The sequence below is a fragment of the Mucilaginibacter sp. PPCGB 2223 genome, from assembly GCF_001705515.1.
GTDB lineage: Bacteria > Bacteroidota > Bacteroidia > Sphingobacteriales > Sphingobacteriaceae > Mucilaginibacter.
This window is the reverse complement of the sequence record NZ_MDJS01000001.1, coordinates 1,250,709-1,263,735: the sequence shown is the minus strand read 5'-3', so window position 1 is coordinate 1,263,735 and position 13,027 is coordinate 1,250,709. Positions and strand designations below refer to the sequence as shown.

13 protein-coding genes are annotated in these 13,027 nt (G+C 47.8%); 5 read left to right on the top strand and 8 right to left on the bottom strand.

All coding sequences use genetic code 11. The features are described 5' to 3' along the window. Window positions 1-64 precede the first annotated feature (64 nt). Both BEL04_RS05445 and BEL04_RS05440 read right to left on the bottom strand, forming a co-directional pair. Window positions 65-427: a hypothetical protein gene (locus BEL04_RS05445; RefSeq protein ID WP_066001032.1), complete on the bottom strand. Its 363-nt coding sequence runs from the start codon at window positions 425-427 to the stop codon at window positions 65-67. A gap of 176 nt (window positions 428-603) precedes the next feature. Next, window positions 604-2,163 carry a B12-binding domain-containing radical SAM protein gene (locus BEL04_RS05440; RefSeq protein WP_066001030.1) on the bottom strand — a complete coding sequence of 520 codons (1,560 nt, stop codon included), beginning with the start codon at window positions 2,161-2,163 and terminating at the stop codon, window positions 604-606. Between the two features lie 397 nt (window positions 2,164-2,560). Here BEL04_RS05440 and BEL04_RS05435 point away from each other — a divergent pair, with 397 nt between their 5' ends. Then, window positions 2,561-3,583: an LLM class flavin-dependent oxidoreductase gene (locus BEL04_RS05435; protein WP_066001028.1), complete on the top strand. Its 1,023-nt coding sequence runs from the start codon at window positions 2,561-2,563 to the stop codon at window positions 3,581-3,583. A gap of 196 nt (window positions 3,584-3,779) precedes the next feature. After that, entirely contained in the window at window positions 3,780-3,968 is a 189-nt protein-coding gene (locus BEL04_RS05430) for a DUF5655 domain-containing protein (protein WP_066001026.1), read from the top strand. 16 nt (window positions 3,969-3,984) lie between these two features. On the opposite strand, the gene BEL04_RS05425 is transcribed toward BEL04_RS05430, so the two are convergent. Further along, window positions 3,985-4,290: a hypothetical protein gene (locus tag BEL04_RS05425; protein WP_066001023.1), complete on the bottom strand. Its 306-nt coding sequence runs from the start codon at window positions 4,288-4,290 to the stop codon at window positions 3,985-3,987. Window positions 4,291-4,348: 58 nt separating this feature from the next. Further along, entirely contained in the window at window positions 4,349-4,792 is a 444-nt protein-coding gene (locus BEL04_RS05420) for an Hsp20/alpha crystallin family protein (RefSeq protein ID WP_066001021.1), read from the bottom strand. Window positions 4,793-5,032: 240 nt separating this feature from the next. Here BEL04_RS05420 and BEL04_RS05415 point away from each other — a divergent pair, with 240 nt between their 5' ends. Beyond that, window positions 5,033-6,070 (top strand): aldehyde reductase, encoded by a 1,038-nt coding sequence (locus BEL04_RS05415; protein WP_066001015.1) that lies wholly within the window; start codon window positions 5,033-5,035, stop codon window positions 6,068-6,070. Window positions 6,071-6,081: 11 nt separating this feature from the next. After that, window positions 6,082-6,876, top strand: coding sequence for an AraC family transcriptional regulator (locus BEL04_RS05410; RefSeq protein ID WP_066001012.1), 795 nt, complete (start codon window positions 6,082-6,084; stop codon window positions 6,874-6,876). A gap of 35 nt (window positions 6,877-6,911) precedes the next feature. Here BEL04_RS05410 and BEL04_RS05405 read toward each other — a convergent pair whose 3' ends face one another. The 4 genes from BEL04_RS05405 to BEL04_RS05390 all read right to left on the bottom strand — a co-directional run bounded on the left by BEL04_RS05405 (window position 6,912) and on the right by BEL04_RS05390 (window position 10,292). Then, window positions 6,912-7,628: a hypothetical protein gene (locus tag BEL04_RS05405; protein ID WP_139112924.1), complete on the bottom strand. Its 717-nt coding sequence runs from the start codon at window positions 7,626-7,628 to the stop codon at window positions 6,912-6,914. A gap of 81 nt (window positions 7,629-7,709) precedes the next feature. Then, entirely contained in the window at window positions 7,710-8,285 is a 576-nt protein-coding gene (locus tag BEL04_RS05400) for a Crp/Fnr family transcriptional regulator (RefSeq protein ID WP_066001007.1), read from the bottom strand. 223 nt (window positions 8,286-8,508) lie between these two features. Beyond that, a complete protein-coding gene (locus tag BEL04_RS05395; RefSeq protein WP_066001005.1) occupies window positions 8,509-9,207 on the bottom strand; it encodes a LytTR family DNA-binding domain-containing protein in 699 nt (232 codons plus the stop codon). A gap of 2 nt (window positions 9,208-9,209) precedes the next feature. Further along, window positions 9,210-10,292 carry a sensor histidine kinase gene (locus BEL04_RS05390; RefSeq protein WP_083227769.1) on the bottom strand — a complete coding sequence of 361 codons (1,083 nt, stop codon included), beginning with the start codon at window positions 10,290-10,292 and terminating at the stop codon, window positions 9,210-9,212. Window positions 10,293-10,478: 186 nt separating this feature from the next. Between BEL04_RS05390 and BEL04_RS05385 the strand changes: the two genes are divergently transcribed. Next, window positions 10,479-12,899: an outer membrane beta-barrel protein gene (locus tag BEL04_RS05385; RefSeq protein ID WP_066001002.1), complete on the top strand. Its 2,421-nt coding sequence runs from the start codon at window positions 10,479-10,481 to the stop codon at window positions 12,897-12,899. The last annotated feature ends 128 nt before the right edge of the window (window positions 12,900-13,027 follow it).

Below are 13,027 nucleotides of genomic sequence, written 5' to 3'. Positions count from 1 at the left end.
GAAATGATCGCATTCATGCTAAGGCCTTAGGATATTATAGGGACTATGTTTCCCAATAAATAAATTATTTATCTGCGGCACGCTTCAGTGTAGTATGCGTCGATCTGGTACCTACCCGCAGGCTTATCGAATCGCCATCAGCATAGTATCTGCCTTTGTTTTTAATCTTCATGGTATTAATGTTAGCGGTAAACCATAAGCTATCGCCTTTCATCATGCCATCCGAAATATCAAAGCTGCCTATCGATGAGGTCACGGTACCTGTAAGCGTTGCGCCATCTGTTTTAAAAGTATAGGTTATCGGGAATTCATTACCATCGGGCCCTTTTAGCATGGCGGTCCATTTGCCATCTATGCCGGCAAAATATGCAAATGCCGCTCCGGCTGAAAGGAGCAAAGTCAGCGCCGTCAGTATCTTTCTTTTCATAATACAGGAGGTTTAATGATTTATTAAAAGTAAACAATAATTTGAAACTACCAGATGCTTTATAGATAAGAGCAGCCCCGAAAACAAAAAGCCTTTCAGTAAAACCCAAAGGCTTTTTGACGTGCTTTAAAAAATCTTTCATATAGCACACGATGAATGCCATGCAACTAAAGCCCTCAAACAGCCTCCGTTAACAATGCTTGTTCTGCTGCGGGCTCTACATGTTCAGAGGCCGATCTGGAAAGTGTGGTTACAATTTGGTTATAGTTTTCTCTCAATTGATAAAGCATCAATCCATACATAAAAGCCAGAGAGAGATGTCTTCGTTTGTTTTTATATGTCCATAGCAACAGATCCCGGTAATACTTACCATCTTTATCAAATACAGCCAGTTTTATAATAGCCTTTATGATATGATATAATTCCGACATACTATATTTTTCTTTCACCTTTACACCTCCATTTTTAGGAAATTCGTGGGTCTCGAAAAATGTTTTAACCCTTTTGTAGGAGTGTTCGGGAGGATAAATGCTCGAAATTACTTCTAAAAAACCGTCTTTTAAGCGCTCGGCCCCCATCGTCGGGATAATGTTTGTTTCCCCTTCCGAAAAGGTAAAATGCCGCGAAAGCCTGTTCTCGCGTTTCATTCTGTCAAACAAAGCAGTACCCGGCGGTGCTTTTAATACATTCACAATAGGGATAGGGATCCCGCTTTCCTGTATAAAGTTAATGAGGTTTTTAAAGCTATCTTCCTTATCGGTATCAAAGCCGACTATAAACCCGCCCAAAACGGTAAAGCCTGCCTGATGCAGCTTATGAATGTTACTTACTAAGTCCCGCTTCAGGTTTTGATTTTTAAGCGAAAATTTCAGGCTGTCTTCCTGCGGGGTTTCAATACCAATAAATACGTTCCTGAATTTCGCCTCAAGCATCAGCCGCATCATTTCCTCGTCATCCGCTAAGTTGATGGTCAGCTGTGTCATAAAATATAAACCCGGGTTAGTTTTGTTGTGCCATTCGATCAATGCCGGAAGCAGCTCTGATTTTAATACCTTTTTGTTTCCAATCAGATTATCGTCAGCAAACAGCACTAACTGAGTTCCGCCGGCTTTACGGATCAACTCCAGCTCCGCGATGATCCGTTCGGCAGACTTGGTACGGGGTTTACGCCCGTACAGGGTTGTCACATCGCAAAAATCGCACAGGTAAGGGCAGCCGCGCGAAAATTGTATAATAGCATACAGGTAGTCCTTCGTATTGATCAGGTCCATTTGCGGAAGGGGAGTCAGGCTTACATCGGCAAACTCATTTGATTTATAGATCGGCTTAGCCTGGCCCTCCCTCAGATCGGCAAGAAACAGAGGAAGCGTAATTTCAGCTTCATTCAAAACAAAATGATCGATGCCGTCAAAACGTTCGTGCTCGTGTGTAAACAAGGGGCCGCCGGCGACAATAGTGGCATTTTTTCTTTTACATTGCGCGATAATTTTGCGTACCGACTCTTCCTGCACATTCATAGCCGAAAGAAAAACCAGATCGGCCCATTCAATATCCGAATCAGACAGCGGCTTTACATTTAAATCGATCAGCTTTCGTTCCCAGTTTTGAGGCAACATGGCAGCTACTGTTAACAAGCCCAGCGGAGGAAAAGCTGCCTTCTTACCTATTAAAGAAGCAAGATGCCTGAAAGCATAAAACGAATCATACATTTCGGGATATACCAACAGTATTTTCATAAAATCTATACGTCTTGAAATTTATCTTCAATGCATTAAATAACGACACCAAGTATGGAGACCAGAAATTTTAGTTTCTAAGTTACCATTTTGTTATGATAAGTCATAGTTATACGGCAGGCTCTAAACTAAAAAACGCCTTAGCAATATATTAGGCCCTTTGTTCACGTGATCGGGCCAATACGATACCCTTGTAAGAAACTTATTATCAATTGTTTAAAATCAAAAATATACAAAATTTACACCGCCGGGGCCCTTGCCGGTATCTCCTTGTCAGGCCGGAAAAACGGCTGGCCGCAGAAAGCACATCCGGCCAAGAGTTTGATCACGCGCCCTGTCAGTACTATTTCGACAAAACCGTGATACGAATACTAATTAAGGTTATTTACCTTTGCATATGAAGAAAATAGGATTTCTTTCCTTCGGGCATTGGTCCGATCACCCGGCTTACAGAACCCGCAACGCAAGCGACACCTTATTGCAGTCCATTGACCTGGCCGTGGCAGCTGAGCAGTTGGGCTTGGACGGCGCTTATTTCCGGGTGCATCATTTTGCCCGCCAACTGGCCTCGCCTTTTCCCTTGCTTTCTGCGATCGGCGCCAAGACCAGCAAGATCGAGATCGGTACCGGCGTGATCGATATGCGTTACGAGAACCCGCTGTATATGGTAGAAGATGCCGGCGCGGCGGATCTTATTTCGGGTGGCCGCTTACAATTGGGCATCAGCCGCGGTTCGCCGGAACAAGTGATCGAAGGCTGGCGTTATTTCGGTTACGAGCCGCTGGAAGGAGAGACCGATGCTGAGATGGGCCGCCGCCATGCGCTGCAATTCCTGCAGCGGCTGAACGGGATCGGCTTTGCCACGCCCAACCCGAACCCCATGTTCCCAAACCCGCCGGGCCTGTTACGTTTAGAACCGTATTCGGAAGGTTTGCGCGAACGCATCTGGTGGGGCGCTGCTTCCAATGCTACGGCCGTTTGGGCAGCCGAGAACGGGATGCACCTGCAAAGTTCTACGCTGAAATTTGATGAAAGCGGTGAACCGCTACATATACAGCAGGCCAAACAGATCCGCCTATACAAAGAAGCGTGGAAAAAAGCAGGGCACCAACGCGAAGCGCGGGTTTCGGTCAGCCGTTCCATTTTTGCGTTAGTCAACGACCAGGACCGGTATTACTTCGGGCAGCAAGGCAAATCAGCCGACAGTTTTGGTTATATCGAGCCTACACAACGGGCGGTATTCGGCAGGAGTTATGCTGCCGAACCGGATCAGTTGATCAAAGAGCTGGCGCAGGACGAAGCGATACAGGAAGCAGACACCCTATTGTTGACCATACCGAATACCCTGGGCGTAGATCATAATATCCATATATTATCGGCTATTCTGGAGTATGTAGCTCCGGCATTAGGCTGGCGCTAAGGTTAAATTTTTTATGTTTGCATAGTTGACGGCATAATATCATGGAATATACTGAGTTAACACACTTGGAAGGTAAGGAGCCAATTGTCGCGGAGATCTACGAAAAACTGATCAGCGGCTTACACAAATTTGGACCAGTCAGGATAGAACCCAAGAAAACAAGCATCCATTTGGGTAACCGTTTGGCTTTGCCGGTGTGTACATCCGGAAAAAAACGATCAATCTCGAAGTCCACCTCAACTATCAATTGACGAACCCGAGAGTGCAGAAAGTAGAGCAAGCCTCGGCCAGCCGCTTTCATCATACTATCAAATTGACCAGTCCGGCCGATGTAGATGACGAATTGATGCAATGGCTTCGTGAAGCATACGACCTGAAAAAATAATACTGCAGGCCATATTTCAAAAAGGGTGGTCTTCTCCGGCGCTGATGGCATTGGCCCGGAAGAGCTCACGGGTGATGTGCTGGCAGTTGGCGCAAAGTTCACTGAGCCTGCAACCGATGGTTTTTACCTTTACAGGCAGTTCGTCCCTGGTTTCCACCAGGTCCAGGTGCAGCACGGCGTTATCGCTGATGTCGTCCTTGCCCGACAAACCGGCGAACACCGTTTCGGCCAGTTCAGGATCCCGGCCGAGGAAATATTGCGCGCAGACCTTAAACCCGGAAGGCGTGCGAAAACTGATCAGGATATCAAAATTGCTGTTCATGGCTATTCAAAAAAAGCCCCTTGGGTAAGGGGCTTTGATTTGTTTTGTAAACTTTGAATTATTTGATGTCGATCTGGCGGCGTATAACTTTCGCCTCTTCTCGTTTGGCAATATCGATCTTCAGCACACCATCGGTATAGGCAGCTTCGATCTGCTCGGCATCGGCGCTTTCGGGCAGGGTGAACGAACGCACCCAGGAGCTGTAGCTGTATTCGCGTTTGCTGTAATTCTTTTGGGTGTTGCTGTTTTCGTTTTGCTGTTCCACCGAAATGTTGAGCACGTTGCGTTCCAGGTTAAGTTTAAAGTCCTCCTTTTTCAGGCCGGGCGCGGCCAGTTCCACATGGTAATGGTCTTCGCTTTCGCTGACGTTGGCTGCGGGTACGCGGCTGGTCATACGGTCATTGAAAAAGGTGTCGTTGAAGATGGAATCGAAAACGTCGTTAAAGCCTGGCAATAATGAACTGTTGTTTTGTTTTGCGGGATTAAATTTAACCAATGTCATAGGTCTTTCCTCCTTAAATAAATTTAATGATTGTTACGAATGGTATTAATTAAAAACTAAGAACGCATGTTCAAAAAACTTTTTTCAAGCTGCGTGCCAACCAGGAAAATCTGAAAAATTTTCAGTTTTGGCTGTCAGGATTTCAGCAAAATCCGACTTTTAAACAAAGCACATTGCGCCTTTTAAACAAAATAGCGGGCTGAGTTTCAACCGAACTTTGTGTCATCAAATATTTAAAAGATGAACACGAATTCAAATAATGAGCAATTAGTATTGGTAACGGGTGGCGGCGGCTTTATTGCCGCGCATTGCATCCTGCAATTGTTAAATGCCGGCTACCGGGTGAGGACAACTTTACGCGACCTCAGCCGTGAAACAGCGGTCCGGTCGATGCTGCATGAAGGCGGCGTGGAAGCCAGGGAGCGCCTCGGCTTTATCCAGGCTGACCTGTCGAACGATACGAACTGGGACGAAGCAGTAAAAGGCTGCGCCTACGTGATGCATGTGGCCTCACCGACACCGAAATTGGATTTTAAGCATGAGGACGAAATGATCATACCGGCACGGGAAGGCGTATTGCGGGTATTGCGCGCCTCGCGGGATGCGGGCGTATCGCGCATGGTCCTCACCTCGGCGATCGGTGCTATTGTCTACGGCCACCCGAGGCAAACCAAGCCTTACGATGAGACGGTCTGGACGGATACCACCCATGCCCCGGCTTATCAGAAATCCAAAACACTGGCGGAGCAAGCGGCCTGGGAATTTATGGCGCGCGAAGGCGGCAGCCTGGAATTGTCAGTGGTCAACCCTGCAGCCGTGATGGGGCCGGTACTGGGTCCTGACTACTCGCATTCCATTTATCTGATCAAAAACCTGCTCACTGGTAAAATGGCCGGCTGTCCGAAGATCAACGCCTGTTTTGTGGATGTACGCGATGTAGCCGACCTGCACCTGCGGGCCATGCTGGATCCAAAAGCGAAAGGCGAACGTTTTATCGCCACCGGAGGCGAAAGCATCTGGCTGATGGAAGTGGCGAATATCTTGAAAGCCAACCTGGGTAAAGCTGCTCATAAAGTAAAAGCTAAACAATTGCCCAATATCCTGTTGCGTATAGCCGCATTGAAAGACCCGATGGTGAAAAGCATGATTCCCTTATTGGGTATTCCAATGAACCTGACCAGCGCCAAAGCGATCAACACATTGGGCTGGAAACCGCGTTCCGCAGAGGAGGCCATTGTCGCCGCTGCCGAAAGCCTGATTCGTTTGAATTTGTTGTAAATTGCGGGCTGATGGAAGTTGCTGAAGTTTTTGTTTCCTGTAAGAAGGAAGTGCATTACAGCCGGGAGCTGATACTGTCGCAGCCTGCGCTGGTGCGGGTCATTTCGGGCGAAATGCGGATCATGGCAGCGGACCGCAGCTTTCGCTTCTTCGCGGGTGATACAGCACTGCTCCCGCGCGACCAGTTGGCGCGGATGAGCAAGCTGCCGCTGAACGATGAGCCGTGTGTGGCAATCTCTATCGTCTTCTGCAAAGACCGGTTGGCACCTTACTACCAAAACATCCAACCGCTGGCTCCGCGCAGCCAGGAGCCGGTGATTTTTGCTGACCATCCCTTACTAAAAAGCCTGTTCAATTCTTTGGACCCTTACTTTGAACTGGCAGATTCGCTGCCTGCGGATATCGCGGCATTTAAAGTGGAAGAAGCGATCCGGGTGCTGCGTGCGGTGAATCCGGCTGCCGACGGGCTGCTGGGTTATTTCGAGAAACCTGGAAAACTTGACCTGGCTAACTTTATGGAACATAACTTCCGGTTCAACCTCCCTCTGGAAAAATTCGGCTATCTGACAGGCAGAAGCCTGACTACTTTCAAAAAAGATTTTAGGATGGCTTTCAATAGTTCACCCGGACGCTGGCTGACCCGGAAGCGGCTGGAACTGGCGCATTACCAGTTGTCGGAACAGCACCGCAAACCCTCGGAGGTTTATCTCGATACCGGCTTTGAGGATCTTTCCCATTTTTCGTTTGCGTTCAAAAAGCAATACGGTTATTCGCCTGGTCAAATTTCATCGATGCCTCATGATTAAATTAGATAAGGTATCGAACAGGTATTGGCCGTTAGCTAATTAATTGCTGAACGAAGACCTAACTTCCGGTATACCGCTGCATGTAAAAATAAGATCGTTGCCGGGGCAAATGCCGGGAACCAGACGTAGGGAAATACAGCCATCTCCCGCAGGTTGCCGTCTGCGCCGGTCAGAACTGCAACGGTAAGCAGGTCGACAATATCCATGATCCCGAACAGGTTCCAGACACGCAGAGCTATCTTCCAGCCGTGTTGCTGCGTCCGGACCATCCGGGCAACAGGAAAAGCAAAAACGGCGGTGATCATGTCGCCCAGTCCGGCAAAAAAGGCAAAGCGGGCCGGCAAGGTGTGATAAGCATACATCAAAATAAAAAAAGCGCCAGCCAGCCGGAAGATATGCAAACGAACCAGCGCCTCCAGGCTGATGGCTTGCAACAACTTTTTATATAATTTCCTGCTACCGACAAAAGCAAACAGGAAGATAGCTAAAGGGATGCCGGCATAGAGCATAGCTCTTGGCGGCAGGGCATTAAGATCCATCGCGCCCAGTAAGGCGAGGGTCGAAGCATAGGCCAGGTACAGGAAATAGAACAGGACGATCCCGGTCTGTATATTTTGTGCTTTTTGAGGCGTGAGGCCGGCGTCGAGCGCCGCCTGTTTGACCGGCCGGCTCAGGTAATAAATGCAGTACAGGAAGACGGGAATAAATAGGACGATCGTCCATACGGGCATGTGGGAATAATGTAAGTTCATACTGATCGGGATTAAATACGGATCAAAGGAACCTGAATTCCGGCCAATTCCACTTGACAAAAGGCAAGAAATGCGTTGCTGTTATTTTTTGACTGAAGCCTTACGCAGGCGGCTGAGCGTGGAATCGGTAATACCAAGGTAGGAAGCAATATATTTTAGGGGTACCTGCCGGAACAGTCCGGGGCTGTTTTTCAACAGGCCGGCATATCGTTCCTCGGCGGTTTCCTGAAGCATGGACAACATTCGCCCTTTCAACTGACCATAACTGGCAACGATCTTCAGACGGCCGAACTCGCGGAACTCCGGCAGGCTGTGAAAGTTTTCCTGCATATCATCATAACTGAGCGCCCAGGTCCGGCAATCGCTGAGCGCCTGGATGTATTCGCGCGAGGGTTCCCGCTGAAAAAAAGAAAGCAGGTCGCTGGCGAAAGAGTTTTCAGAGAAAAAGGCAGTCGTGACCTCGTTGCCTTCCAGATCATAGGCATACGCCCGCAAGATGCCGGTTTCGATAAAATAGTAGGTGTTACAGATTTGCCCGGCCTGCAGGAGATAACTGTTCTTTTCGAAGACCACCGGTTTGAACCGGGCCACCAGCGCTGTCGCCTTCGCCGGGCTCAGCGGCAAAACCTGTTGTACGTAGCGGATCAGTTGCTCCATCGCCCAAAGATATTGAACAAAATCAAGGGAACAGTGTTACCTAAGAAAAAGAACTTATGCCTTGATACAACGGAGATTACCCGCCATCTTATAAGAACCAACCCAAATTGCGGGATAAAGCGACCGAGATCGCCAAAGAGGTATTGAAAACGACCGGCAACAAGGGGGAGCCCATCGCTACGAGCTTAGTTTTATTTAAATAATTTAAATAAATAACCCGAGATCAGCTTCCCTTTAGCAGTTTTGTCACCATCGCTTTGTAACTATCGCCAATCGGCAGTTCGATCTTACCAATCTCTACATCATTTGCAGTAAAGGCCGAAATATATTTCAGGTTAACGATAAACGAGCGGTGAATACGCAAAAAGCCTTTGTTCGAAAGCTCGGCTTCCATATCGCTGATCCTGTATTTTGCGGTGATTGTTTCACTCGTTGTAACGATCTTTACATAATCCTTCAGGCTTTCGAGGTACAGCATATCACTGGTGTTGATCCGGACGGTCCGGTGGCCCGACTTAACGTAAATGGCTGATGGTTCGTCCGGGGCAGGCAGGATGGCAACATTGGCGTTCCGCAGGTAACGTTCGATGGCTTTAAAAAACCGCTCGAAGGTGATCGGCTTCAGCAGATAATCAATAATATCCAGGTCATAACCATCCAAAGCATATTCGCGGTAGGCGGTTGTGATGATCACCTTAGGTGGGTTCCGGAGCATTCTTAAAAAATCCATTCCGTTAATGGCCGGCATCCTGATATCGAGGAACATCAGGTCAACCTCGGCTTTCTTCAAGGTCTCCAGCGCCTTCAACGCGTTGGGGCAGGTGCCCGCCACCTCCATAAAATCAAGCTGCTCAATATGCTTTTGCAGCAGTGCAATAGCCAGCGGTTCATCGTCAACCAATATGCATCGGATCTTTTTCATTTTTAACAGTTCCGGATAATTAGTTCCACTGTAAAATACCCATCTATACGTGTCACACCAAGCGTATAATCCTTTCCGTAGATCAGGTCCAGTTGCCGCCGCAGGTTATTCAGGCCTATTCTTTCGCCGGGCTGCCCGGTAGCAGGACCGTTTTGATGAGTTACCGTATTGGATATTTTAAAGATAAATCTTTCCTCGCAGGTCGTCAGACAGATATCGATAACCGGCGCACCGGTATCATCGCTCGCCCCATGCTTGAACGCATTTTCTACCAGTGAAAGCAGGATCAGCGGGGCAATAGCCATCGGCTTACCGATGTTTGTTTTGAATTTGACGGTAAGGCGCTCATCATAGCGCAACTTTTCCAGCTCGATATAGTTTTTAATAAGGTCGATTTCGGCAGATAAGGATACATAAGGCGTATTGCAGCGGTATAGCATATGATCCAATATATCGGCCAGGCGGGCGATGGATTCGGAAGTGACCGGCGACGAGGTAAAGGAAAGCGAATAGATGTTATTCAGCGTATTGAACAGGAAATGCGGATTGAGCTGGGTCTTCAATAGTTTTAATTCGGTCTCGGCCTTTTCTTTTTCCAGCGTCAGTGCCCGCTTTTGCACGATGAGCTGATCTTTTAGTATTTTAAAGAATACGAAGATGGCCGCGGTAGCCATCATGTCAAAAAAATAGTTGTACAGCAATTTTGGGAAATCCGTCATTATTTCCCGGTAGGTTTCAAAAGCCTTCGGGGCAATCCCGGCAAGGGGTTCGCATATTTTGACGATAAAAATGCGCCCGGCTACACAGGATGCGTAACCCGACACCAGGAATCCGGCTACGGAGAGCAGGTACCTTTTATGGTCAATAAACTGAGGAACAACAAAATAAGCTAATGCATAGGCAAAAATCATCTCTGCCGACATGTATAAGGCGTCGCTGGTAAACTCAAAGCCGTAGGTGCCCTGTTTGCCGTCGCGGTATTTGCTGGAACTGACGCCAATAAGCAGGTAGACCAGCCAGAAGATCAGGTGGCTCAGCCAGCGGTACCGCTGATGAAAATGTAACAACCTGTCGGGTAAACTCATCAAACAAGTATAATCAATTGTTCGTTTCCGTCCGCATTCGTCGACGGAAAGGCAAAATCGCCCCCTGAATCGTGCAGCTTGGTCCACTGAGCGTATTGGTCTGTCAAAACTACCTGTATACAGGCGTATTGCGCTTGTATAAAGGCCCCGAACTTTTCCTATCGTTTTGCCGGCTATTATCGAACCATGAAAGTACCATTATTGCTATTTGCTGCTATCCTTTACCCGGTTTTATCCAGTGCACAGGGTGTAATTAAAGGCAGGGTGACCGATGAAATGCGATCGCCCTTGCCATCCGTTGTTATCAGGCTAAAAAAATTGCCTGACACGGTTGTCTACAAAATTGAATTGACCAATCCGTCGGGGAATTTCAGTTTCAACAACTTGCCCCGTGGTCATTATGTGCTCCGTGCTGATCTGTTGGGCTACCAGCCGGTTGTTAAAGCCGGCCTCGTCATCGGCCCGGCAGATTCTGTTACGGACGTGGGGGTATTGCTCCTGAACCTCTCATCAACCCTGCTTAACGAAGTTTCGGTAAAAGCGCAGGCGCCTCTTATCGAAAAGCAGATCGACAAAACGGTGGTGCATGTGGAACAAAACATCGCTAATACCGGAACGAATGCGCTGGAGTTGTTGAAGAAGCTGCCAGGTGTGCAGGTTAGCTCCGACGGGCAGATCACCCTGAACGGGAAATCGGGCGTCAATATCACTATCGACGGTAAAACCACCTGGTTATCTGCAGACGACCTGGCTAACCTCCTGACCAATATGCCATCCTCCGACATTCGGCAGATCGAGATTATGACTAACCCATCGGCAAAGTATGATGCCGAAGGTACCGGCGGTATTATTAACCTGATCAGGAAAAAGAATAATAAGAGCGGCTTGAATGGTAGCGTTACCGGCACTTTCGGTCAGGGGTATTTCAGTTGGTATAAAAGCGGACTGGTGCTCAATTACAAAACCAACCGGTACAACCTTTATTTGAATAACAGCTATGGCTGCAATAAAGGGCTCAACGTTAGTAACGTCACCAGCGATATCCTGAACGGTAGCATATTAACCGCCGAACAGGTCTCCACCAACACAGGCATAACGGTTAATAAAGCCTATAACTCTTCTGGCGGGCTTGACCTGTACCTTTCTAAAAACACCACATTAACATTATCGGGAAGCATATCCGACCGAAGATATAGTAATCATTTAACTTCGGTGATGACCGTCGCAGATGGTCATTTGAATCCAACAGGAAGCGAAAACTTCTCGGCCCTGAACGCCGATAAACCATTAAATTTCACCACAGGGTTACAGTTACTGCATAAACCGGACACGGCTGGCAGGCAATGGTCAGCAGATGCTGATTACTCCGGCTATCTGTACGAGCCCGGTCAGCACAATACAGCACTGAATTATGATCCGTCAGGGAGTTTTACAGGTCAAGACAAGGTATTTATCGACGAGTCGAGAACATTGCACATTTTTGGCGCCAGGGTTGATTATGCTCAACCTTTACCAGGTAATGGCAAACTGGAAACAGGGCTAAAATCCAGCTATGTGAAAGCTTTTAACAACAGCACTTATTATCACCAGTTGGGAATACAAAGTGTGGTTGATCCGGCATTGGGCGATAATAACATCAGCAGCGAAAACATCAATGCCGGGTATGTCAATTTTAACAGACAATTCCAAAAGCTGACCGTGCAGGCAGGCCTGCGTACCGAGCAAACAGTAATGAAAGGCCAGCAATTGTATACGAACGCCTCGGTAGATCAGCATTATTTCGAATTGTTTCCGACGGTATTTCTGAATTACAAATTGAATGACCATAACACAGTAAATTTCCAATTCGGAAGGCGGGTTGACCGGCCCGATTATCACGAGCTGGTACCCTTCAGGCGCCCCTTATCGTCAACGATCTATTTTGAGGGAAACCCCAATCTGAAACCCGACCTGAACTGGCATTCGGAACTCACCTGGTCGTGGCGAAATCGTTTTTTTGTTACCGCAGCTTATGACATCGACCGCAATTACCTGCGCACGCTGTATTATCTCGATTCGAACAAAACGACAATTACGCGCAGGCCCACCAACGTACAGGGGGCGCACTCCTGGAATGTAGACTTCAGTTACAACCACGAACCGTTCAAATGGCTGACTACCAATACCACGATCACCATCTATCAAAACCTGTTTAATGGCAGCGCAGATGGTTTCAGCCTGGACGACCCTGGCTTCGCCACCATCGACCTGGTCAGCAATAACAGCTTCCGCTGCAGCGATAACCTATCTGCGGAAGCCGATTTTGAATATGAGTCCAGACGCCAGTTCGTCGGTTCTGTGTTTGGCGCCTATGCCACATTAAACCTGGCGCTCAAGCAAAAGCTGATTCACGACCAGGGTTCGGTCACCATCAATGCGAATAATGTGCTGAATAGTGAAAGCCGAGGTGCCACTGATCATTACCAAAACCTAAACCAGTATGGTTACTCCTATTTTTACACCAGATCGGTTAGTATAACTTTCAGTTATCGGTTCGGCAGCGGCAAACTAACTAAAACGCAAAACAGGTCGGGGTCTGCGGAGGAGCAAAACAGGGCCGGTAATTGAAAAATACCGGTCGTAATTGGCAACTTTTATGAAGGCATTCCGGAATGTCCAATGTAATAGTAAAGTTTATGTGAGCTCGTGTAACGCTGTATGAACCGGAATAGATATTACACTCGCCTCAGGCCAGC